General features: G+C 62.6%; 21 protein-coding genes. 9 read left to right on the forward strand and 12 right to left on the reverse strand.

The window, feature by feature from the left end; all coding sequences use genetic code 11:
• The first annotated feature begins 47 nt into the window (after positions 1–47).
• On the forward strand, positions 48–1301 hold the full coding sequence (locus DFR48_RS13455) for an aminopeptidase (RefSeq protein WP_114363667.1): 1254 nt from the start codon (positions 48–50) through the stop codon (positions 1299–1301).
• Between the two features lie 62 nt (positions 1302–1363).
• Here the strand turns inward: DFR48_RS13455 and DFR48_RS13460 are convergent, their stop codons facing one another.
• The 4 genes from DFR48_RS13460 to DFR48_RS13475 form a co-directional block, all read right to left on the reverse strand.
• Entirely contained in the window at positions 1364–1699 is a 336-nt protein-coding gene (locus DFR48_RS13460) for a hypothetical protein (protein WP_114363668.1), read from the reverse strand.
• A gap of 181 nt (positions 1700–1880) precedes the next feature.
• Positions 1881–2771: an EamA family transporter gene (locus DFR48_RS13465; protein ID WP_114363669.1), complete on the reverse strand. Its 891-nt coding sequence runs from the start codon at positions 2769–2771 to the stop codon at positions 1881–1883.
• Between the two features lie 158 nt (positions 2772–2929).
• Complete coding sequence (xseA, locus tag DFR48_RS13470; protein ID WP_114363670.1) at positions 2930–4540, reverse strand: exodeoxyribonuclease VII large subunit; 1611 nt, start codon at positions 4538–4540, stop codon at positions 2930–2932.
• A gap of 87 nt (positions 4541–4627) precedes the next feature.
• On the reverse strand, positions 4628–6460 hold the full coding sequence (locus DFR48_RS13475) for a hypothetical protein (RefSeq protein ID WP_114363671.1): 1833 nt from the start codon (positions 6458–6460) through the stop codon (positions 4628–4630).
• 156 nt (positions 6461–6616) lie between these two features.
• Here DFR48_RS13475 and DFR48_RS13480 point away from each other — a divergent pair, with 156 nt between their 5' ends.
• Together DFR48_RS13480 and DFR48_RS13485 are read left to right on the forward strand one after the other, a co-directional pair.
• A complete protein-coding gene (locus DFR48_RS13480) occupies positions 6617–7639 on the forward strand; it encodes a glycosyltransferase (RefSeq protein WP_114363672.1) in 1023 nt (340 codons plus the stop codon).
• Entirely contained in the window at positions 7636–8010 is a 375-nt protein-coding gene (locus tag DFR48_RS13485; RefSeq protein ID WP_114363673.1) for a GtrA family protein, read from the forward strand. Before DFR48_RS13480 ends, DFR48_RS13485 begins: the two co-directional genes overlap by 4 nt.
• A gap of 28 nt (positions 8011–8038) precedes the next feature.
• On the opposite strand, the gene DFR48_RS13490 is transcribed toward DFR48_RS13485, so the two are convergent.
• Positions 8039–9025, reverse strand: coding sequence for a Gfo/Idh/MocA family protein (locus DFR48_RS13490; RefSeq protein ID WP_114363674.1), 987 nt, complete (start codon positions 9023–9025; stop codon positions 8039–8041).
• 180 nt (positions 9026–9205) lie between these two features.
• Here DFR48_RS13490 and DFR48_RS13495 point away from each other — a divergent pair, with 180 nt between their 5' ends.
• Together DFR48_RS13495 and DFR48_RS13500 are read left to right on the forward strand one after the other, a co-directional pair.
• Entirely contained in the window at positions 9206–10156 is a 951-nt protein-coding gene (locus tag DFR48_RS13495; RefSeq protein ID WP_114363675.1) for an aldo/keto reductase, read from the forward strand.
• Between the two features lie 7 nt (positions 10157–10163).
• On the forward strand, positions 10164–10607 hold the full coding sequence (locus DFR48_RS13500; protein ID WP_114363854.1) for a GNAT family N-acetyltransferase: 444 nt from the start codon (positions 10164–10166) through the stop codon (positions 10605–10607).
• Between the two features lie 15 nt (positions 10608–10622).
• On the opposite strand, the gene DFR48_RS13505 is transcribed toward DFR48_RS13500, so the two are convergent.
• Positions 10623–11513 carry a LysR family transcriptional regulator gene (locus DFR48_RS13505; RefSeq protein ID WP_114363676.1) on the reverse strand — a complete coding sequence of 297 codons (891 nt, stop codon included), beginning with the start codon at positions 11511–11513 and terminating at the stop codon, positions 10623–10625.
• A gap of 136 nt (positions 11514–11649) precedes the next feature.
• On the opposite strand from DFR48_RS13505, the gene DFR48_RS13510 reads away from it, so the two are divergent.
• Positions 11650–12648, forward strand: coding sequence for an aldo/keto reductase (locus DFR48_RS13510; RefSeq protein WP_114363677.1), 999 nt, complete (start codon positions 11650–11652; stop codon positions 12646–12648).
• A 9-nt stretch (positions 12649–12657) separates the two neighbouring features.
• Here DFR48_RS13510 and DFR48_RS13515 read toward each other — a convergent pair whose 3' ends face one another.
• Positions 12658–13584 (reverse strand): helix-turn-helix domain-containing protein, encoded by a 927-nt coding sequence (locus tag DFR48_RS13515; protein ID WP_483458457.1) that lies wholly within the window; start codon positions 13582–13584, stop codon positions 12658–12660.
• 95 nt (positions 13585–13679) lie between these two features.
• Between DFR48_RS13515 and DFR48_RS13520 the strand changes: the two genes are divergently transcribed.
• Positions 13680–14588 carry a DMT family transporter gene (locus DFR48_RS13520; protein ID WP_114363678.1) on the forward strand — a complete coding sequence of 303 codons (909 nt, stop codon included), beginning with the start codon at positions 13680–13682 and terminating at the stop codon, positions 14586–14588.
• A 47-nt stretch (positions 14589–14635) separates the two neighbouring features.
• Here the strand turns inward: DFR48_RS13520 and pheT are convergent, their stop codons facing one another.
• The 5 genes from pheT to infC form a co-directional block, all read right to left on the reverse strand.
• The gene (gene pheT / locus DFR48_RS13525; RefSeq protein ID WP_114363679.1) at positions 14636–17059 is read right to left on the reverse strand and encodes a phenylalanine--tRNA ligase subunit beta; all 2424 of its coding nucleotides are present in this window, start codon (positions 17057–17059) and stop codon (positions 14636–14638) included.
• 13 nt (positions 17060–17072) lie between these two features.
• Positions 17073–18158 (reverse strand): phenylalanine--tRNA ligase subunit alpha, encoded by a 1086-nt coding sequence (gene pheS / locus DFR48_RS13530; protein ID WP_114363680.1) that lies wholly within the window; start codon positions 18156–18158, stop codon positions 17073–17075.
• Between the two features lie 133 nt (positions 18159–18291).
• Positions 18292–18696, reverse strand: coding sequence for a 50S ribosomal protein L20 (gene rplT / locus DFR48_RS13535; RefSeq protein WP_112685882.1), 405 nt, complete (start codon positions 18694–18696; stop codon positions 18292–18294).
• A 36-nt stretch (positions 18697–18732) separates the two neighbouring features.
• The gene (rpmI, locus tag DFR48_RS13540) at positions 18733–18936 is read right to left on the reverse strand and encodes a 50S ribosomal protein L35 (protein ID WP_112685884.1); all 204 of its coding nucleotides are present in this window, start codon (positions 18934–18936) and stop codon (positions 18733–18735) included.
• Positions 18937–19149: 213 nt separating this feature from the next.
• On the reverse strand, positions 19150–19686 hold the full coding sequence (infC, locus tag DFR48_RS13545) for a translation initiation factor IF-3 (protein WP_114363856.1): 537 nt from the start codon (positions 19684–19686) through the stop codon (positions 19150–19152).
• 181 nt (positions 19687–19867) lie between these two features.
• Between infC and DFR48_RS13550 the strand changes: the two genes are divergently transcribed.
• Both DFR48_RS13550 and DFR48_RS13555 read left to right on the forward strand, forming a co-directional pair.
• Positions 19868–20674: an alpha/beta hydrolase gene (locus tag DFR48_RS13550; RefSeq protein WP_114363681.1), complete on the forward strand. Its 807-nt coding sequence runs from the start codon at positions 19868–19870 to the stop codon at positions 20672–20674.
• 107 nt (positions 20675–20781) lie between these two features.
• Positions 20782–21402: a transglutaminase-like cysteine peptidase gene (locus tag DFR48_RS13555; RefSeq protein ID WP_114363682.1), complete on the forward strand. Its 621-nt coding sequence runs from the start codon at positions 20782–20784 to the stop codon at positions 21400–21402.
• Positions 21403–21411 lie beyond the last annotated feature (9 nt).

Below are 21411 nucleotides of genomic sequence, written 5' to 3' on the forward strand. Positions count from 1 at the left end.
ACCTCTAAGTCTTCGTGTGACATGTTCCAACAGAATGGCAGGTTCCCATGACAATCGCGCCCGATTTCAACAGCACAGTCGATCCGGCAAAGCTCGAAAAGCTGGCCGAAGTGGCCGTCAAAGTTGGCTTGAACCTGCAGAAGGACCAAGAACTGGTCATGACTGCACCGCTCGCTGCCATGCCGCTCGTCCGGCTCATCACCAAGCACGCCTACATGGCGGGCGCGAGCCTCGTCTCCACCTTCTACTCCGACGAGGAGACGACCCTTTCCCGTTATCGGCACGCTCCCGACGCGAGCTTCGACCGGGCCGCCGGCTGGCTCTATGACGGCATGGCGAAAGCCTACGCCAGCGGCGCCGCACGGCTGGCGATCGCCGGTGACAACCCCATGCTGCTCTCCGGCCAGGATCCGGCAAAGGTGGCACGCGCCAACAAGGCGAACTCGATCGCCTACAAGCCGGCGCTGGAGCACATCTCCAACTTCGACATCAACTGGAACATCTGCTCCTATCCGAATCCGTCCTGGGCGACGCTCGTATTCCCCGGGCTTCCGGTCGATGAGGCCGTCCGCAGGCTTGCCGATGCGATCTTCGCCGCCTCTCGCGTCGATCGTGACGATCCCGTGGCCGCGTGGGCGGAACACAATGCCGAACTGCACAAACGCTCCACCTGGCTGAACGGCGAACGCTTCGCAGCACTGCATTTCACCGGTCCCGGCACCGACCTGACGGTCGGGCTCGCAGATGGCCATGAGTGGCACGGCGGCGCGTCGGTCGCCAAGAACGGCGTCACCTGCAACCCGAACATTCCGACTGAAGAGGTCTTCACCACGCCGCACGCGCTGAAGGTAGAAGGCCATGTGTCAAGCACCAAGCCGCTGTCGCACCAGGGCACGCTGATCGACGAAATTCAGGTTCGGTTCGAGGGCGGCCGTGTCGTCGAGGCGAAGGCCTCGAAGGGCGAGGAGGTCCTGCTGAAGGTGCTCGACACCGACGAAGGCGCCCGCCGACTCGGCGAAGTGGCGCTGGTGCCGCATTCCTCGCCGATCTCGGCCTCCGGCATCCTGTTCTACAACACGCTGTTCGACGAGAATGCCTCCTGCCACATCGCGCTTGGCCAGTGCTACTCCAAGTGCTTCCTCGATGGCGCCTCACTGACACAAGATCAGATCGCGGCACAGGGTGGCAATTCCTCGCTGATCCACATCGACTGGATGATCGGCTCGGACAAGGTCGACATCGATGGCGTCAGGATTGACGGAAGCCGCGTGCCGGTGATGCGCAGAGGCGAGTGGGCCTGAGGCTGCAATCGCTTTCGGCAGGCGGCAGAAGCGCGCACTTCGCCGCCTCGAGAGCTCGAGCGTCAGTAGTGATAGATGATCCGGCCGCCGTTCATCGCGGTCTGGACCCAGATGACATTGTGCAGGGCGATGCCACGCCGCGACAACGCCTCGCCGAGGATCGGGTCGCTTGCCGCTTCCGCCTGAGCGGCGCGCATGAGTGCCGCAGAGGGATGTCGCACGAAGAGCGGAACATCCCCGTTCCTCCAGCGATAGCCCGCACCGACCTGCACCGCCGTGACACCGTCGTTGTATACCTTTCCGAACAGGATCGACGCGAGTTCGGCATCGCCCGCAAGTGCAGGCGTACCGACGGCCAGCGAAAGACCCGTGAGAATTATTCCCGCTATCCGCTTCATGATCTCATACTCCTCGCGCGATGGTCGGCATAAACGCAGCCAACGCCTCCGTGTTTGCTGACGATACGGATACACATAGGAAGTCCGAAGGGCGTTTAAATGGCGGCGATGCGGGCCTTCCCATCAACCGAGGAAAAGTCCGTCGCTGATGCAGACCGGCATCACTCGCTCCGCTGTCACCTCAAGACGCCGGTACGGACTTCGTCGCCGGTAGCGGCGACGCCGTCGCCCGTTGAGCGAGCCAGACGCTTGCCAGCACGACTAAGAACCCGAGGAATTGCATCGGCGACAGGCCCTGGTCGAGAATCAGCCAGCCAAGCAGGGTGGCGACCATCGGCGACAAAAAGCCCAGAGAGGCGACCGCCGACGGCTCCAGCCGCACGAGACCCCGAAACCACAATATGTAGGTGAGCGCAGCGCCGATCAGTCCGAGATAGGCGATGCCGGCGATATTCGTGAAGGAGAGTGCGGGCAAAGACGGCTCCAGCGCGAAGGCAAGGGGCACCAGAAGCAAACCGCCCGCCGTCAATTGCCAGGCCGTCGCCGTCAGGCTCGATACCGGCGGGCGCCAGTGACGCGTCAGCACCGTGCCCGTCGCCATGGAAACGGCACCACCCAGTCCCGCGGCAATACCGATCGGGTCAAGCGCCGCCTTGGGCGTCAACACCAGAAGGCCGACACCGACAAGCCCCGCAAGTCCCGCGATGATGGCGGCCGAGCGCACCGGTGTCGTCAGCACGAGACGAGCGAGCCCTATGACGATCAACGGCTGGACCGCACCCACGGTCGCAGCGACACCACCGGGGAGCCGGTATGCGGAGACGAAAAGCATAGCCCAAAAGATCGTAAAGTTGAGCGCGCCGAGCACCAGCATCCGCCACCACCAAAGCCCGCTTGGAAATTGACGCACGAGCATAAGCAGGACGAGCCCCGCCGGTAACGCCCGCAACATGGCCACCGTCAGGGGGTAGCCGGCGGGGAGCATGGTCGTCGTCACGATATAGGTGCTCCCCCATATCGCCGGCGCAATTGCGGTAACGGCAACTGTCGTGATGTCGGTGGATCTCGCCATCGGCTCTGCCCTCCTGTTTAGGGAACGGCATGCTTACGCCGATTTATCTTTATAGCAAGATATATTCACGCAGTTGTGATGGTGGACAGAGAAGGGTCGAACGCGCGTCACGCTACATCTGGTCACCCCCACTCGGCGGGACAAATGCCTCGTGCTGGTCAGAAAAGGTTTCCCTGGCCGGTCGGCGGCTCGCTCTTCTTCGGAGACCTAGTCGACGGAGGTGCGGTCCTCGCCTCGCTGACTGAGGCGGCAGCGGCTTCCCCCGGTTCTCCGGTGACAGCCGACACGCGGCCGTCGGCGAATTCGATGGCGATCGCGGTCCCCGTCGTCAGTGCGGCGGCTCGGGACACCGGACGATCACGGGCGTCTCGAATGACGGCGTAGCCGCGCATCAGAACATTCTTGTAGGAAAGTGACTGCAGCATGCGGTCATGCGCTGTGATCGCATGCCGGCGCTGCCGGGTCTCCGTCGTCACGGCGGCATCGGCGCGGGCGACCAGTCCCGCCAGCCGGTCGCGGGCGCGCCCCGTCTGCGACTGCAGCCGCGAGGGCATGGCCGTGAGCGCGGCATCGCAGCGCCCGAGCCGGGATCTCAACCGATCGACCATGCGCTCGACAATCCGCTCCGCGAGCGAGGCGCGTTCGTTGAGACGTTGACGCCGCTCGACGATCCGTCTTGCCAGCACGTCGGCGCTGAGCCGCGAGGCGGTACGCTCGAAGCTGCGGCGCTTGTTCATCGTGTTGAGTTCGAGACTGCGCCCGAGACCACCTGCGGCTTCATCGAAGCGGCGGCGCGGCAGTGCCAGCAACTGGTCGAGTGACGGGAGAGCGCGAGCGAGCGAACGCAGACCCTGTCGCCGATTATCCATCTGGCGGCTGCAGGCGCCGGAGAGCCTTGCGCCAAGATTCGCCACCTGCGCCTCCAAGTCGGCCTTTACAGGTACTGCCATTTCGGCAGCACCTGTCGGCGTCGGCGCCCGCACATCCGCGGCATAGTCGATCAACGTCCAGTCCGTCTCGTGGCCCACTGCGGAAATCAGCGGGATCGCACTTTCGGCTGCAGCGCGCACGACGATCTCGTCGTTGAACCCCCAGAGGTCCTCTAGGCTGCCGCCGCCCCGCGCCACGATCAGAACATCGGGCCGCGGTATGGACCCGCCCGGGTCGATCGCGTTGAAGCCGTGGATCGCGTTTGCGACCTCCTCACCGCAGCCTTCGCCCTGCACCTTCACCGGCCATACCAGCACGTGGACCGGGAAACGGTCGGAGATGCGGTGCAGGATATCGCGGATGACCGCACCGGTCGGCGAGGTGACGACGCCGATTACCTTCGGCATGTAGGGAAGCAACTGCTTGCGGGCGGCATCGAACAGACCTTCCGCAGCAAGGCGCCGCTTGCGCTCCTCGATCAGCGCCATCAGCGCGCCAGCGCCGGCCGGTTCCAGTGCCTCGATGACGATCTGGTATTTCGAAGAGCCGGGGAAGGTGGTGACGCGGCCGGTCGCAATGACTTCCATGCCCTCTTCCGGGCGGTACTTCAGTTTCGAAAACGTGCCCTTCCAGATCACCGCATCGATGCGGGATTTGTCGTCCTTCAGGGAGAAATAGGCATGACCCGAGGAATGGGGCCCGCGATAGCCAGAGATTTCGCCGCGTACCCGGACATGATCGAACGCGCTCTCGATCGTCCGCTTGATCGAACCCGAAAGCTCCGACACGGTGAATTCTGTGAGATTGGTGGGCGAATCATCACTGAAAAAATTGGCCATGCAGGCTTACTAGCCCAATTGACGGCAAAGATCAGCCTCGAAGCGAGGCTTCGACGGTCGAAGAGTGTTTATCCAACCACGGCTGCGTCATTCAGCCGGCAGATCGACCCTGTAGAGCTGAAATCCTGATCCCTCCGCATGCGGCAAGGCTACGAGGTAGGGCGGAATTTCACCACGGCCAAGGGCCGCATAGAGGCCGTCCGGTTTCATCGCCGCCAAACGTTTGGTCTGTGCGTTACCGGGACAGTAAGCGATCATGCCGACCTTTGCCCCGCGAAGGAAGGCGACGGCCTCGCTCGGAGTCGCGAGCCCGATATGCAGTTCCGTCAGCATGCCTCCCTGATTGCGGTGGTAGGGAGCCGAAAGCACGCGGTGGGCAGTGAACCGCAGGATATCGGAGCCGCTGTCCGAGGGTGCCGCCACGGTGGTCGGCGGCACTTCCGTCATCGGCGCGATAGCGGCACGGCTTTCGCAATCCGCTGATATCTGCGCCCCCTGTACGCTTCCTCCGCTTCGAAACCGGTTGGCGACACCATCCGTCCCCTCGACGGTGAGCACACCGAGAAAGGCCCACACGCTCGGCACCGCCATCAGGGCGCCGCCGAGAAAGAAGAAGCCGGCGCTCATATTCTCGGGATCGGCATGGGCATGACGGCGGAGCTCCGAGACAAGCACGGCCAGCGGCAGGATTGCCAGAAGGTTGGCGAAGACGGCGCCGCGTACCTGGATCAGGGCGATCCCCCAGGCCGCGGCTACCAGGGCGAGAAGGATGGCGTGCAGTTCGACGCGGTCGCGCAGCATGATGCGCGAAAGGCAAACCATCAGGGCGAAGAAGCCGACTGCATAGAAGCCACCGAAGGTCCCAGGCTCGCTGCTCAGCTCGCTGAGCACGGATTGTGCTTCGATCACATTGGACAGCCAGAGCTTGACCAGCAACGGATCGAGATCGGCAAGGGGATTGCGCAGGCACTGCGGTGCGAGGACGAGCGCCGTCGCAGCCACGATCACGCCGTTGCCTGCAAGCACGGCGAAACGCAACTCACGGCGAGCTCCGCTCGCGAGCAACGCCGAAAGGAACAGCAATGCACCGCCGGCTGCGGCAATCCCGTAATAGCCGACCGAGAGGCTGTCGCAAGTGACCTCGCCATAACGGCTCGGCGGGACGGTAGCGAAGAAGAAGACCGTTACACCGATCGTAATCGCCAGGGCGAATGCGCGTGCCGCGGCTGCGAACTCGCGTCCGTGCCAGACCCACAGCACCGCCACCAGCAGACAGACGACGGCGACAATGGGCGTTGTCTCCGCGCCGATGGCGATCGCCAGGGCGGCAGCCGTTCCGGCCAATGCGAAGCTCCACGGCTTGTAGTCGGCATCGACCAGCATGGCGGCCATTGAGGCGATGAGGACGAACTGGACGTTGTGGTGGTCGATCGCCCCCGGCAGAAACCGGTTCGACGTAACGATCAGAATGGCCGTCATCGCAAAGGCGATCTGCATCACCTGCGGCCCGCCTATTCTTCGACCGGCGAGCCCCATCATCGCCAGCAACGGGATGGCGAGCGACAACGGCCAGACCAGCAATGCCGCAGCCTCGGCCGCAGTCTCCGGCAGGAACTGCCGGAAAGACGTAATGAGCGCAGCGATCGGCAGGTCGATCAGTCGCGACCAGTGCATCGACGTGCCTCCGCCGAGGCCAAGGCGATGCTGCACATTGTCGAACCAACCCTGCCCCGCAAGGAGATCGCGAACCACGACGAGGCGCATCACATCGTCGTTGTCCGTTCCGACGTAGTCCTTCGCGCCCGGCAGATTGAGAAGGGCGAGTGCGGCGATCGTCAGCACCGCGTAAAAGAGGAGCGACAAGCCATAGCGCGACCAGAACGGCCCGCGCTCGTCTTTCGTGATGTCGATGGCTGCCATGCCGGAACTGCTCCCTCGCCGTCGCACCGGCGGGGCCGGACGGCGGAAATTTCAGATGTCACATGCGGGCGAAACCTAGCCTTAACCTTCTCAAGAAATAGTAAAACCGGGCCTCGGATAACCCGGAGCGCCGGCTGTGTTTTGCGAGTAACGAGTATGCACGTATCCGGGTCGGAAAATCTCGACATCGCTGTTCTGCTGCCCTGCTACAACGAGGCGGCAACGATCGGAACCGTCGTCCGCAACTTCCGGCAGGCCCTGCCCGACGCGCGCATCTACGTCTATGACAACAACTCCACGGACGGGACGGCGCTGCACGCGGTGCTTGCCGGCGCGACCGTCTTCCGCGAGCGCCGCCAGGGCAAGGGGCACGTCGTGCGCCGCATGTTCTCCGACATCGATGCGGATGTCTACGTCATGGCAGACGGCGACGGCACCTATGCCCCGGAGGACGCCGAAGAACTCGTCCGCACACTCATCACCGAGCGCGCCGACATGGTGGTCGGCATACGCCGCGGCGTGCACCAGGATGCCGGTCGCAACGGTCACGCCTTCGGAAACCGGCTTTTCAACCGCCTCTATCGTTTTCTTTTCGGGCAGGATTTCACTGATATCCTCTCGGGCTACCGCGCCTTCTCGCGGCGCTACGTCAAAAGCTTCCCTGCCGTTTCCGGCGGCTTCGAGATCGAGACCGAAATGTCGGTCCATGCCTCACGCCTGAAGCTTCCCGTCTGCGAGCTCGAACTCGATTACGGTCGGCGGCCGGAAGGCTCCCACTCGAAGCTGTCCACCTTCCGCGACGGCGCGAAAATCCTCTGGATGTTCGCCATGCTGATGAAGGAGACGCGCCCCTTCGCCTTCTTCGGCACCTTCTCCGCGACGCTGATGACAGCAAGCATCGTCTTCATGACACCGGTCCTTTACGCCTATTTCCAGACCGGGCTGGTGGAGCGCATGCCAACCTGGGTGTTCTCGCTCGCACTGATGATGATGTCGCTACTCTTCCTCACCGCCGGCACGATCCTCGATTCCGTCGCCCGCTCGCGCGCCGAGCAGTTGCGTATCCACTACATGACGCTCCCGGGCCTTGCTTCGGCAAATATCCTTCGTGGCACGAGCGCCGAGAAGCGGCGCTCCGCCGAGGCGATATCGGTTCCGGCCAAGGCGGATGCCGCATGAAGAAGCTCCTGCGCTTCGGCATCGTCGGCACCGTCGGCTTCGCTATCGATGCAGCCGTGTTGATGCTTCTGCTCAACACGACTCCGCTCGGTCCCTTCGTCGCGCGGGCGTTCGCGATCGTAATCGCACTCGCCGCCACCTGGCTTCTCAATCGCAGCTTCACCTTCGGCGCATCGCGCCATTCGCTGGCAGTGGAGGGTTTCCGGTACGGGTCGGTCGGCATCACCACCGCCGTCCTGAACTACGTTCTCTATTCAGCCCTGCTGATCGCCACGCCGCTGCTGAAACCGGTCGCCGCGCTGGTGCTCGCCTCGCTCGCGGCAATGGCCTTCAGCTTCTTCGGCTATTCCCGCTTCGTCTTCCGGCGATAGCGGCAAGGGACGCTTCTGCTAGCTTCCCTTATACCGCCTCCCAGCCATCCTTTTCGCTCGCACGATAGATCGCGTCGATGAAGCGCTGGTTGGCGCGCGAGTTCTCCAAGGTCACGATCTCCTCCGGCTCGCCCGCCGCGGCACGAGCGAAAGCCTCTGCCTCGCAACGGTACTGGCGGCTGTCCTGGAAACGGAAGACCTGCGAGAGATTATGCGATTGGTTCGTCAACTCGACTTCTTCTGGACCCCAGCGGTCGGCGTTGAAGGGCGAGCGCACCTCGATAAAGCCGTCGGTGCCGTGGAAGACCATGAGCTGGCGGTTTGCCATCTGCGTCGAGATGTAGAAACTGAGCTCGAAGCCGTCGAACTCGGCCTTCACGCTCGAATAGATATCGGTGCCGAAGACCGGGTCGCGCTCGGTGACCGCCTGGACGCGCAACGGCTCCTTGCCGGTTGCAAACCGTGTGGTGATCGTCGGATAGACGCCGATGTCCGGAAGCCCGCCGCCGCCGAGCTCGGGTACGTTGCGCATGTTTGCCGGATCACGATTGAAATACGTAAACGCGCCCTGCACGTGGCGCAGCCGGCCGATCGCCCCTTCCGAAAGCAGTGCCCTCACCTTCCGCCAGACCGGTGCATAGGTCACCATGAAGGCCTCGGAAACAATGACCTTGTTGCGGTCGCGGGCGGCGATCACCTGGTCGATCTCCTCCGCCTTCAGCGCGATCGGCTTTTCGCACAGCACGTGCTTGCCGGCATTGGCGGCCTTGATCGCCCACTCGACATGCTGCGACGTCGGCAGCGGAATGTATACGGCGTCGATGAGATCGGAGGCGAGCATCTCGTCGTAGGATCCGAAGGCATGGGGCACGGAAAAGCGATCGGCCACGGCGCGCGCCTTCACGAGGTCACGGCTCGCGATCGCGGAAACGACACAGTTCTCGGCGTCCTGGATCGCGGGAATCACCAGTTCCCGGGCGATCTTTGCGGTCGATAGAATTCCAAAGCGCAGCATGGGGATCCCTCCTGAAACGATGCTGCGGCAACCTATCGATTGCCACTGAACGAGGCAATGGTGCCCGGACGGTTGTCCTCCCATCAAAGAAATTCGATGGTCGATCACAGCCACCATTGCTAACCTTCCTTCTCCGACCGGGCCGCAAGAGGCCCTCCCCAGGAACCACGGAGTTTTCCCATGCAGAAGCGTCCGCTCGGCCGCACCGGCCTTTCCATCGCCCCCGTCGTCTTCGGTGGCAATGTCTTCGGCTGGACTGCGAATGAGAAGACTTCGTTCGCGCTGCTCGATGCCTTTTTCGATGCCGGGTACAACACGATCGATACGGCGGATGTCTACTCGGCCTGGGTCGACGGCCATGTCGGCGGAGAAAGCGAGACGATTATCGGCAAGTGGCTGAAGCGCGGCCACGTTCCACGAGACCGCGCGGTGATCGTCACAAAGGTCGGTTTCGACAACAACGGCAGGAAAACGGGCCTCAGCGCAAAGTGGATCGCCGAAGCAGCGGAGGCCTCGCTCAAACGGCTTGGTACCGATTACATCGACCTCTATCTTGCCCACAAGCCGGACCCCGACGTGCCGCACGAGGAAACGCTCGAAGCCTTCGCGAAACTGAAGCAGCAGGGGAAGGTCCGGGCGATCGGCTGTTCGAACTTCGATGCCACGCAGCTGCAGGCCTCATTCGATGTCGCGGCCGACCAAGGCCTGCCGCGCTACGATGTCGTGCAGCCGGAATACAATCTCTACACCCGCCAGGCCTTCGAGGGGCCGCTTGCCGACCTCTGCATTGCGCAAGAAATCGGCGTGATCAGCTATTACGCGCTCGCCGCCGGCTTTCTCACCGGCAAGTACCGCAAGCCGGAGGACGTCGAAGGTTCATCACGAAGCTATCGTGTCGGCGATTACCTGAACGAGAAGGGGTTCAGAATTCTGGCTGCGCTCGACAAGGTAGCGGCAGAAACCGGCACCAGCCCGGCCACCGTCGCCATCGCCTGGATCGCCGCGCGACCGGGCATCACCGCACCGATTGCTTCCGCAACCAGCCTGAAGCAACTCGAAAGCCTGATTGCCGCCGGAAAGCTTCAGCTTTCTGCCGCGCAGATGGCACTCCTCACCGAAGCCGGAGCATAAGATGTTCATGCCCATGGAGATACGTGACGCACAACCTGGGGACGAAGCCGCCTGGCAGCACCTCTGGCACGACTATCTGACCTTCTACAAGGTTGACTTGCCGGACGAGGTTACCAGGCACACCTGGACGCGCATCCTCGATCCGTCGTCCCGCGTCGCAATGCGACTTGCCTTCGTGGACGGCGAAATGGCGGGCTTTGCCATCCACCACTTTCACGACTCGACATGGTCGATGACGCCGGACTGCTATCTCGAAGATCTCTATGTCGACGAGCGCTTCCGCGGACGCGGCATCGGACGGGCATTGATCAACGACCTGATCGCGCTCGCCAAGGCAAAGGGCTGGTCACGGCTCTATTGGCATACTGACCGAGATAACGCGACGGCACGTAAGCTCTACGACACTTACGCCGAGGAAGACGGACATGTGCGATACCGCGTCCGTCTGTGAGCGAAAGCAGCCAGCCTACGCGCCGAAGCGGTAGAAATCCACGAAAGCCCTGAGCGCCGGCCGCATCTGCCAGCGCGAGGGATAGTAGATGTAAAAGCCGTCGAAAGGCGGACACCAGTCCTCGAGAACGCGCACCAGATGACCCTGCGTCAATTCCTCGGCAATCCGCTGGTCGAAGAGATAGGCTATCCCGGCTCCGCCGAGACATGCCTGCAGCATGAGCCGGTCGTCCGAGAGGATCACGGGCCCCTCGACGTCAACGACCAGTGATCGCCCTTCCTTCTCGAACTCCCAGCGGTAGATCGCACCGCTCGAAAAGCGACGCCGGATACAGGGATGTCGCAGCAGGTCACGCGGATGCACCGGCATCGGGTGAGTGCGGAAATAATCCGGCGTTGCGACGACCGCGCCTGAAAGCGATCCGCTCGCCTTTACCGCGATCATGTCCTGCTCCAGGCTCTCGCCGAGTCTCAGTCCGGCGTCGTAACCCTTCGCGACGAGGTCATCGTACCGATCCTCGGTGACGAGCTCGACGGTAATATCCGGGTAGCGCTGCAAAAACGCACCCAGCCGGGGAACGATCACGTGGTCGGCCGCAAGTCGCGGAAGGGTGATACGCAGGTTGCCGGCCGGTCGTTCACGTACGTCGGCAAGGGCGGCCATGGCCGCGTCGATCTCGCCGAGCGCCGGTGCCAGGCTGTCGAGCAGGCGCCGCCCTTCCTCGGTCGGGCGCACACTTCGGGTCGTCCGGCCAAGAAGGCGAACCCCGAGGCTTTCCTCCAGACGTGCCACGGCATGGCTCACCGCCGAAGGCGCGATCTTCAGCTCCTTCGCAGCGGCGCGGAAGCTCCCATGCGCGGCGACGGCGGCAAGAACAGCGAGTTGAGAAAGCTGGGTCCGGTTCATTGTTACAACAGATAGAACAAGCTGTTGCATTTTGCAGTAATTATCAGAGCGATCCACGCGAACTAGATTGAAGTCGTGCCCAGAGACCGAAGGCTCTGCGGCACCAACGTCATCCGACGACACGAAGGAGCAACAGATGAAGACGCGCAAACTCGGAAGTCTTTCCGTTTCCGCCCTCGGGCTCGGCTGCATGGGCATGAGCCATGCCTACGGACCCTCGGCCGACGAGACCTCGGCGATCGCCACCCTGCATCGTGCCGTCGAGCTCGGCGTCACGCTCTTCGACACTGCCGAAGTCTATGGACCCTACAAGAACGAGGTGCTCGTCGGAAAGGCCCTGCGACCCCATCGCGACCGGGTCGTGATCGCCACGAAGTTCGGGTTCCGCATCGATCCAGCGAAACCATCCGACCAGATGATCACGGGTACCGACAGCCGGCCGGAGAACGTTCGCGCCGTCGCCGAGGCCTCGCTGAAGCGGCTCGGCACGGACGTGATCGACCTCTACTATCAGCATCGCGTCGATCCGGACGTTCCGATCGAAGACACGGTCGGCGCCATGGCCGATCTGGTGCGGCAGGGCAAGGTCAAGGCTCTGGGACTGTCGGAAGCGAGTGCCGCGACGATCCGCCGTGCCCATGCGGTCCATCCGATTGCAGCGGTCCAGAGCGAATACTCGCTCTGGACACGTGATCCGGAGGAGAACGGCGTCCTCGAGATATGCCGGGAACTCGGCATCGGCTTCGTACCCTTCTCGCCACTCGGCCGCGGCGTACTGACCGGCGCATTGAAGACGCTCGACGGGCTTGCGTCCGACGACTTCCGTCGCTCGCTGCCCCGCTTCCAGGCGGAAAACTTCGACGCCAATCTCTCCCTGGTGAGACTGCTCGAGCGGATGGCCGAAGAGAAGGGCGTCACGCCGGCGCAACTCGCCCTCGCCTGGGTCCTGGCCCAAGGGGACTTCATCGTGCCGATCCCCGGAGCCAGCAGGATCCCGCATCTGGAGCAGAACATTGCGGCTGCAGATGTGCCGCTCTCGGAACAGGACGTGGCCGCTCTGGGCGAGCTCCTGGCACCCAGAAAGGTCGCCGGCGCGCGCTATTCGGAGAAAATGACGAAGATGTTCGGACGATGAGATGCCGGCTTAGGCGACACCGCGGCGGTAGGCGGAGGGTGTCGTTCCGGTCACCGCCTTGAACATCCGTGTCAGGTGGCTCTGGCTGCTGAAGCCGCAGGCCGAAGCGATCTCGGCAAGAGGATCACCGTCCGCAAGCATCCTTCTTGCCCGATCGATACGCCGGTTGAGGATGAAGCCGTAAGGCGAGACGCCGCAGCTCTGGCGGAACATGCGCTGCAGGTGGAATTCGCTCAGCCCGGCGACGCCTGCGAGTTCCCGAAGGGTGATCGCGTGTTCAAGGCGGGCCTCTATGTAGTCGATCAGCCGCCGCCGGACCACCGGAGAGAGGCCACCGCGCAGAGAGACCGGTTGCGCTCCGCCGTAACGCGGGTCAGAAAACAGGCAGGCGATCGCTGCGGTGATCGCCTCCTCCGCCCTGAGGACGTCCCCTGTCTGCGTCGCCGCCGCCAGATGCTGCAGGCTTTCGGCAAGCCGGGGCGCATCGTCGAACGTCGCCTCGGGAACGGTCATCAGCCGCGCGTCGCGGTCGAGCGTCTCGGAGAATTGCCGGCGCAATTCGTCGTCCGTGACATAGAGATGGACGAATTCGAAGGTGTCATTGATTTCCCAGTCCGAAGACGCGCCCTGCGGCATCAGGCAAAGCGCGCCCGGCCAGCCATGCGCACGACCGGCATCAAGCCGCCATGTTCTTTCGCCGCCCCGGAGGTAGAGACTGAACGTGTGACCGTCCGGCCGTTCGTAATGCATGCGATCGAAGCTGTTGCGCCAGATCGCCGTCGACTTTCCGGCGCCGAGATTCAGCCCACCGAGCCGCTGGGTGCGGGGTGAGGAAGAAAGCATGCTGTAGACTGACGGGCGTTGCTGCATGGAAAGCCTGTTGTAGAAACGAGCCCATTTTACAGCAAGTTCGACGGACGACCACACGGAAGTCATGACTGCGGCTCCCTTTCGATGCAGTTCGCAGCAAGATCGTGCAAGCCCGGACACCGGAATGGTCCTAGGTGTGACCCGAAATTCAGGGAACCACCATGACCAATTATCTGCTCTTTTCCTCCACCGTTCTGATCTGGGGCACGACCTGGATCGCCATCGCCCTCCAGATCGGGCCTGTTCCGGTGCTGGTATCCGTCTTCTATCGTTTCGCCGCCGCCGCGCTGATCCTCGTCGGCGCCTTGATCTTGACCCGCCGGATGAAGGTTCCGCCGCTGAGACAGCAGCCGTTCATTCTGGCACAGGCGCTCTGCCTGTTCTGCTGCAACTTCCTCTGCTTCTATTACGCTGCGGCCTATGTCCCGTCCGGCCTGATATCGGTCGTCTTTTCGCTTGCGACCATTTTCAACGCCGTCAATGCGCGGATCTTTTTCGGTGATCGGGTCAGCCCGCGCACGCTTCTCGCGGCAATGTTGGGCGCGACCGGCCTCGTGCTGCTCTTCGGGCCGGACATATTCGTCGCCTTCAATCCCGATAGCTGGAAGGGCGTCGGGCTCTCGGCGCTCGGTACCCTCTTCTTTTCGTTCGGCAACATGGCCTCGCGTCGCAATAGCGCAGCCGGCATCAGTCCGGTAACGGCCAATGCCTGGGGCATGAGCTACGGTGCCCTCACGCTCCTCGGCCTTGTCCTCATCACCGCAACCCCCGTTGTGATGCCGCCGGATATCACCTATCTCGGCGCGCTGCTCTATCTCTCGGTTGTCGGCTCCGTCGTCGGCTTCACGACCTATCTGATGCTGGTCTCACGGATCGGCTCGCAGAAGGCTGCCTATGCGACCGTTCTCTTTCCTGTCGTCGCGCTCACGCTGTCGAGCATCTACGAGGACTATCGCTGGACCGCGATCAGCGTCGCCGGCCTTCTTCTGACCCTTGCCGGCAACGTCGTGATGTTCGTGCGTCTGCCGATACGGGCGAAAGCGATCGGGGCAGAGCCGGGCAGAGCCTGAGCAAGAAAAGGGCGGTCGACCCGCCCTTTTCGCTCGTCCCCATCCGATCAGGCGCGCAAGGCGCCCCCGGTCGTCTTTTCGACGTTGGCGATGATCTTCTTGGTCAGCGCCTCGAAGTCCTCGTCAGTCAGCGTCTTCTCGACCGGCTGGATCAGCACCTCGATCGCAACCGACTTGCGGCCCTCGCCGAGAGATGCCCCCTCGAAGATGTCGAAGACGTTGACGCCGGTGATCAGCTTGCGGTCGGCGCTGCCGGCGGCCTTGATGATCGCGCCGGCCTCGACGGTCTTGTCGACCACGAAGGCGAAGTCGCGCTTGACCATCTGGAAGGGTGAAAGCTCCAGCGCCGGCTTTGTGCGGGTCGCCTTCTTCTTCGGTTCCGGTATCGCGTCGACATAGACCTCGAAGCCCGTGAGGGCGCCGGTGACATCGAGGGCCTCCAATGTCTTCGGATGGAATTCTCCGAAGTATCCGAGGATCACCTTCGGCCCCATCTTGATCGTCCCGGAGCGTCCCGGATGATACCACGACGGCGCGCCGGGCTCGATCTGGACGTTCGCCATCGGCAGCCCGCAGGCCTCCAGCACGGAGAGCGCATCGGCCTTTGCATCGTAGACGTCGACCGGCTTTCCACCGCCCTTGGCGGCGTTCGACCACATGCGGCCGGCGCCGGCAAGCGAGGCCGTGCCGCGGCGGACACCGGCAGCGACGCGGCGCTGCCCTTCCGGCGTATCGTTCTCGTACGTGCCTGAAACCTCGAAGATCGCCACATCCCCGAAACCGCGGTCGGCATTGCGCTGGGCCGCAGAGAGCAGGCCCGGCAACAGCGACGGCCGCATGTCGGACATGTCGGCAGCGATCGGGTTTGCAAGCCGCAGTTCATGGCTCCCACCGCCGAAGAGCGTCGCCTGCTCATGCGAGATGAAGGACCATGTGACGGCCTCCAGCATGCCGCGAGCGGCCAGCGCGCGTTTGGCCGTGCGGGTGCGGATCTGCAACGGCGTCAGAATTCGGCCGTTCACCGCCCCGGCGCTCGGCAACGGCGCGGGCTTGATATTGTCGACACCGTGTATGCGCATGATCTCTTCGACAAGATCGGCCTTGCCGTCGATGTCCGGCCGCCACGAAGGAGCGGCAACCGTGACCACCTCGCCCGCGCCTTGGACTTCGAAGCCGAGACCGGTGAGGATTTCGCGACCTTCCTCGTTCGAGACGGTCAACCCCGTCAGGCGCTTTACTTCGGAGAACGGGAACTCGACCACCGTCTTCACATGGCCCTTGTAGCCGGTGACCTTGGCAGCCGCCGCCGTACCGCCGCACATCTCGAGCACCAGTTCGGTGGTGCGTTCGAGGCCGGGGACCATGTATTCCGGATCGACACCGCGTTCGAAACGGTAGCGCGCATCGGTGATGATGCCGTGGCTGCGGCCGGTCTTGGCGATGTTGATCGGGTCCCAAAGCGCCGACTCGATCAGCACGTTGACCGTGTTTTCGTCACAGCCGGAATGCTCGCCCCCCATGATGCCGCCGATCGATTCCGGACCGTTGTCGTCGGCGATGATGACGTTGGCCGGATTGAGCTTGTAGGTGCGGGTGTCGAGCGCGAGGATTTCCTCGCCCTCGCGGGCACGGCGAACCACGAGATCGCCCTTGACCTTGTCGGCATCGAAGACGTGCATCGGCCGGCCCTGGTCGAAGGTCATGTAGTTGGTCACGTCGACCAGTGCGGAAATCGGACGAAGCCCGATGGCGAGAAGCCGCTGCTGCATCCATTTGGGGCTCGGGCCATTCTTCACGCCGCGAACCAGACGGTAGGCGAAGCCGGGGCAGAGCCGCTCATCGTCGAGCACGATCCTGACCTCGACAGGCGTCTCGCCTTCGACCTTGAAATCCGGCGCCTTCGGCAGTTTCAGCTTGCCGAGACCGGAGGCGGCGAGGTCGCGGGCAATGCCGAAGATGGAAGTGCAGTCGGGACGGTTCGGCGTGAGATTGATCTCGATGACCGGATCGTCGAGGCCGGCATAGGACGCGAACGAGGTGCCGACGGGCGCATCCGCCGGCAGATCGATGATGCCGTCATGATTGTCGGAGATGTTGAGCTCCTTTTCGGAGCACATCATGCCGTGGCTTTCCACGCCGCGGATCTTGCCGACGGCGAGCGTCACGTCGATGCCGGGGACATAAGTCCCGGGGCGGGCAAGCGCACCGACGAGACCGGCGCGGGCATTCGGCGCGCCGCAGACGATCTGCACCGGCTTGCCGTCGCCGGCATCCACGGTCAGCACCTTCAGACGATCGGCTTCCGGATGCTTTTCAGCCGTCAACACCTTGGCGATGACGAAGGGCTTGTAGGCCGCCTTGTCATCAACATCCTCGACCTCAAGGCCGATCGCCGTCAGACGCTCGCAGATCTCGTCGAGCGTGGCATCGGTTTCCAGGTGTTCCTTCAGCCAGGAGAGTGTGAATTTCATCGTTCTATCCTCCTCACGCGCTCAGGCCGCCGAACAGCGTCGGCACGTCGAGCGGGCGGAAACCGTAGTGGTTCATCCAGCGGACATCGGCATTGAAGAAGTCGCGCAGGTCCGGCATGCCGTATTTCAGCATGGCGATGCGATCGAGACCCATGCCCCAGGCGAAGCCCTGATATTCGTCGGGATCGAGCCCGCCGGAGCGCAGGACGTTCGGATGCACCATCCCGCAGCCGAGAATCTCCATCCAGTCCTTGCCCTCGCCGAACTTGACGATCGGCCCCGAGGAACGGTCACACTGGATATCGACCTCGAAAGAAGGCTCGGTGAAGGGGAAGAAGGACGGCCGGAAGCGCATCACGACATTGTCCACCTCGAAGAACGCCTTACAGAACTCCTCGAGCACCCAACGCATATTGGCGACGTTCGCGGTCTTGTCGATGACGAGGCCTTCCACCTGGTGGAACATCGGCGAATGGGTAGCGTCGGAGTCCTGACGGTAGGTCTTGCCGGGAATGACGATGCGGATCGGCGGCTTCTGCGCTTCCATGGTGCGGACCTGCACCGGCGAAGTGTGGGTGCGCAGCACCTTGCGCTCACCGTTTGCATCCGGCTTCAGGAAGAAGGTGTCGTGCATTTCGCGGGCCGGATGACCTTCGGGGAAGTTGAGCGCCGTGAAATTGTAATAGTCCGTCTCGATGTCCGGGCCTTCCGCGATCGAGAAGCCCATGTCCGCGAAAATCGCCGTGATCTCGTCGACGATCTGGCTGATCGGATGAATGCGGCCGCGCTCCGCCGGCGAGGAGCGGACAGGCAGCGAAACGTCCACCGTTTCGGCAGCAAGGCGGGCCGCAATCGCCGCGTCGCGAAGTTCGGCCTTGCGCGCGGTGATCTGCTCGGTCACCTCATTCTTCAGCGCGTTGATTGCCGCGCCCCGAGTCTGGCGTTCCTCCGGCGTCATCGAGCCGAGCGTCTTCAGCAGCTCGGAAATCGAACCCTTCTTTCCAAGAGCTGCGACGCGTAGCGCCTCGATTTCCGCTTCACCGTCTGCGGCGGCAATATCGGCCAGAAGCGCCGTTTTCAAACTGTCGAGATCGGACATGTCCCTTGTTCCTGCCCCTGATTGCCGACACCGCCCCGCGGCCGGCATGACACCGAGAAAGAAAAAACCCGCGCCAGCCCTGCCAGCGCGGGTTTCCCAATCGAATTTTTAGAAAGCTTGGGAAGCGCTGGTCTTAACGAACCGCGCTTTCAAACTCGTTGGCCGAGCCGTCTTCCTTGAGGTACTCGAGGGCCTTCTTGGAGGCGGCAACGAGCGCACCGAAAGCTTCCGGCTCGCGGATGGCGAGGTCGGAAAGAACCTTGCGGTCAACTTCGATGCCGGCCTTGTTGAGGCCATCGATGAAGCGGCCGTAGGTGAGGCCGAATTCGCGGACGGCAGCATTGATGCGCTGGATCCACAGAGCGCGGAAGTTGCGCTTGTTCACCTTGCGGTCGCGGTAAGCGTACTGCTTGGAACGGTCAACCGCGGCCTTTGCGGCGCGGATGGTGTTCTTGCGGCGGCCGTAGAAACCCTTGGCTGCCTTCAAAACCTTCTTGTGCTTGGCGTGGGCGGTAACGCCGCGTTTTACGCGTGCCATGTCATGATCTCCTTAGTAATCCAGTAGAGCCGGGTCTCAGAGACCGTTCGGCAGGTAGTTCTTGACGACCTTCTTGCCGTCAGCGTCGGCGAGAACCATGGTTCCGCGCGCATCGCGAATGAACTTGTTGGACCGCTTGATCATGCCGTGGCGCTTGCCAGCAGCAGCTGCCAGCACCTTGCCGGTGGCGGTGACTTTGAACCGCTTCTTGGCAGCAGACTTCGTCTTCATCTTGGGCATTTTGCTACTCCATTGTTTTTGTATCGAAAGGAACAGACGACGCCCCTTTCAAGCATTAGAAACGGCCACGGCATGCCCTGCCGGACCGTTCGGACGCGCGCTTATAACCGCACTCGGTCAAAAGCGCAACGGGTTCAGCCGGAGGAATCGGCCGAAAGACGTGAAAAGCCGCCGGCAGGCGGCGGCCTCTATTGCTAAGCGCGGACTTTCACCTTACCTCGGCGCCAGCACCATCATCATCTGGCGACCTTCGAGCTTCGGTTCAGCCTCCACCTTGGCGATCGCCTGGGTATCTTCCTTCACCTGCTGCAGAAGCTTCATGCCGAGTTCCTGGTGGGCCATTTCGCGACCGCGGAACTTCAGCGTCACCTTGACCTTGTCGCCTTCCTCAAAGAAGCGGCTCATCGCCTTCATCTTCACCTCATAGTCATGGGTGTCGATGTTCGGCCGCATCTTGATTTCCTTGACCTCGACAATCTTCTGCTTCTTGCGCGCTTCGGCCGCCTTCTTCTGGTTGGCGTATTTCAGCTTGCCGAGGTCCAGGATCTTGCATACCGGAGGTTCAGCATTCGGCGAGATCTCGACGAGATCAAGACCGGCCTCTTCGGCCATTCGAAGGGCTTCGTCCGTCGGCACGACGCCGAGGTTCTGACCTTCTTCATTGATAAGCTGAATTCTGGGGATCCTGATCTCCCGGTTTGAGCGCGGCCCTTCCTTTACGGGGGCGTCGGCTTTGAAAGGTCTGCGAATGGTCGTATTCTCCTCATTGGTTTCCGAATGCGGCACTGCCGGCCGGAGCGAAATCTCGTCTTTCCGTCGCTCTCGCAGTTACCGCGGCAAGGCTAATAACACGCTTCGGAAAGAAAATCACCTAGTGTGCTCGCAAGAACGAATCAGTTTTATGAATGCGTGGCGAGATTTGGAGTTCCTCATGACAGACATCAAGACCGAGCCCCGACTGCAGCATCTTGTTGTGGGCTCGGGCGAGGCAAGCCGTGAGATCGCGATGCTGATCCGACCGGCTTCCGATCGGACCGCCGACCCCGCGCTGATGTGGCTCGGCGGCTATCGCTCCGACATGAGCGGGACCAAGGCAGAGGAACTCGACCGCCTCGCAGCCCGCACGGGACGCCAGGCGATCCGCTTCGACTATTCCGGGCACGGCGCCTCGGGCGGCGATTTCAAGCTCGGCACGATCTCGCGATGGCTCGAGGAAGCGCTCGCCGTCCTCGACCACGCAGCACCGGAAAGTGTGGTGCTCGTCGGCTCTTCCATGGGTGGATGGATTGCCCTGCGTCTCGCCCACGAACTCAAGCGCCGCGGGAAAGAAACGAGGCTCGAAGGCATGGTGCTGATCGCACCGGCGCCCGATTTCACCGTCGAGCTCGTGGAGCCCAATCTCAGCACCGCAGAGCGCCGATCACTGGAGGAGTGCGGCTATTTCGAAGAGCCGTCGCAATATAGCCCCGAACCGAACATCTTTACCCGAGCTCTGATCGACGACGGGCGCAACAACCGGGTACTCACCGGCATCATCGAGACCGGCTGTCCGGTGCACATCCTGCAGGGGATGAAGGATCCCGACGTGCCTTACACCCACGCGCTAAAGCTCATCGAATTCCTGCCCGCCGACGACGTCGTGCTAACGCTGATCCGCGATGGCGACCACCGGCTCTCCCGCCCTCAGGATATCGAGCGGATGAACGCTGCGATCCTCGGTGTTTCCGAAGGAAGGTGATGCATTTTAACCATAGCTGCGAAATGCCCGTCTTCAGCGTTGCTAATGATTGACTAACACGCCCGTCCCGCATTAACTCTTCGTTAACGATATAAAGGGACGGGTTCATGAGGAACGGTTCGCGCGTGCTTGCCGCGGCATTGGCGGCGACGGCATTTTTTGCGCCCATCGACAGCGGCTTTTCCGCGCCGGCGGCGCCGAAGGCCATGCTCACCGGAGCCCTCACCTCGCAGCCGATCGGTCACTATGAATTCTGCCGCAGCCACCGCGACGAATGCAATTTTCATGGCCGCGCGAACGCGCCGGCGCCCCGGATTACGGACCGTGGCTGGAGCGTCCTGCGTAACATCAATAGTTCGGTGAACGCCTCGATCACGCCGATGACGGATTCCGACATCTATGGTCGCGAGGAGGTGTGGGCCTACCCGACCGACGTCGGCGACTGCGAGGATTTCGTCCTGCTGAAACGCAAGAAGCTGATCGAAGCGGGTTTCGATCCTTCCGACCTTCTCATCACCGTCGTGCGCAAGCCGGACGGCGAGGGTCACGCGGTCCTGACGGTGCGCGCAGCCCAGGGCGACTACGTCCTCGACAACCTGAATGACGACGTCAAGCTCTGGACCGCGACGCCGTACACCTATCTGAAGAGACAGGCGAGCTTCGACAGCGGCCGATGGGTGACGATCGAGAACGGCACGACCGATCTGATGGTCGGCGCGCTGAAGTAGGCAACGCCA

This window comes from Ciceribacter lividus, from assembly GCF_003337715.1.
In the GTDB taxonomy this organism is placed as follows: domain Bacteria; phylum Pseudomonadota; class Alphaproteobacteria; order Rhizobiales; family Rhizobiaceae; genus Allorhizobium; species Allorhizobium lividum.

Bases quoted from the DNA above. Each gene is read 5' to 3' on its own strand.
- DFR48_RS13455 (WP_114363667.1), top strand. From the start codon at position 48: ATGACAATCGCGCCCGATTTCAACAGCACAGTCGATCCGGCAAAGCTC.
- DFR48_RS13460 (WP_114363668.1), bottom strand. From the start codon at position 1,699: ATGAAGCGGATAGCGGGAATAATTCTCACGGGTCTTTCGCTGGCCGTC.
- DFR48_RS13465 (WP_114363669.1), bottom strand. From the start codon at position 2,771: ATGGCGAGATCCACCGACATCACGACAGTTGCCGTTACCGCAATTGCG.
- xseA (WP_114363670.1), bottom strand. From the start codon at position 4,540: ATGGCCAATTTTTTCAGTGATGATTCGCCCACCAATCTCACAGAATTC.
- DFR48_RS13475 (WP_114363671.1), bottom strand. From the start codon at position 6,460: ATGGCAGCCATCGACATCACGAAAGACGAGCGCGGGCCGTTCTGGTCG.
- DFR48_RS13480 (WP_114363672.1), top strand. From the start codon at position 6,617: ATGCACGTATCCGGGTCGGAAAATCTCGACATCGCTGTTCTGCTGCCC.
- DFR48_RS13485 (WP_114363673.1), top strand. From the start codon at position 7,636: ATGAAGAAGCTCCTGCGCTTCGGCATCGTCGGCACCGTCGGCTTCGCT.
- DFR48_RS13490 (WP_114363674.1), bottom strand. From the start codon at position 9,025: ATGCTGCGCTTTGGAATTCTATCGACCGCAAAGATCGCCCGGGAACTG.
- DFR48_RS13495 (WP_114363675.1), top strand. From the start codon at position 9,206: ATGCAGAAGCGTCCGCTCGGCCGCACCGGCCTTTCCATCGCCCCCGTC.
- DFR48_RS13500 (WP_114363854.1), top strand. From the start codon at position 10,164: ATGCCCATGGAGATACGTGACGCACAACCTGGGGACGAAGCCGCCTGG.
- DFR48_RS13505 (WP_114363676.1), bottom strand. From the start codon at position 11,513: ATGAACCGGACCCAGCTTTCTCAACTCGCTGTTCTTGCCGCCGTCGCC.
- DFR48_RS13510 (WP_114363677.1), top strand. From the start codon at position 11,650: ATGAAGACGCGCAAACTCGGAAGTCTTTCCGTTTCCGCCCTCGGGCTC.
- DFR48_RS13515 (WP_483458457.1), bottom strand. From the start codon at position 13,584: ATGACTTCCGTGTGGTCGTCCGTCGAACTTGCTGTAAAATGGGCTCGT.
- DFR48_RS13520 (WP_114363678.1), top strand. From the start codon at position 13,680: ATGACCAATTATCTGCTCTTTTCCTCCACCGTTCTGATCTGGGGCACG.
- pheT (WP_114363679.1), bottom strand. From the start codon at position 17,059: ATGAAATTCACACTCTCCTGGCTGAAGGAACACCTGGAAACCGATGCC.
- pheS (WP_114363680.1), bottom strand. From the start codon at position 18,158: ATGTCCGATCTCGACAGTTTGAAAACGGCGCTTCTGGCCGATATTGCC.
- rplT (WP_112685882.1), bottom strand. From the start codon at position 18,696: ATGGCACGCGTAAAACGCGGCGTTACCGCCCACGCCAAGCACAAGAAG.
- rpmI (WP_112685884.1), bottom strand. From the start codon at position 18,936: ATGCCCAAGATGAAGACGAAGTCTGCTGCCAAGAAGCGGTTCAAAGTC.
- DFR48_RS13550 (WP_114363681.1), top strand. From the start codon at position 19,868: ATGACAGACATCAAGACCGAGCCCCGACTGCAGCATCTTGTTGTGGGC.
- DFR48_RS13555 (WP_114363682.1), top strand. From the start codon at position 20,782: ATGAGGAACGGTTCGCGCGTGCTTGCCGCGGCATTGGCGGCGACGGCA.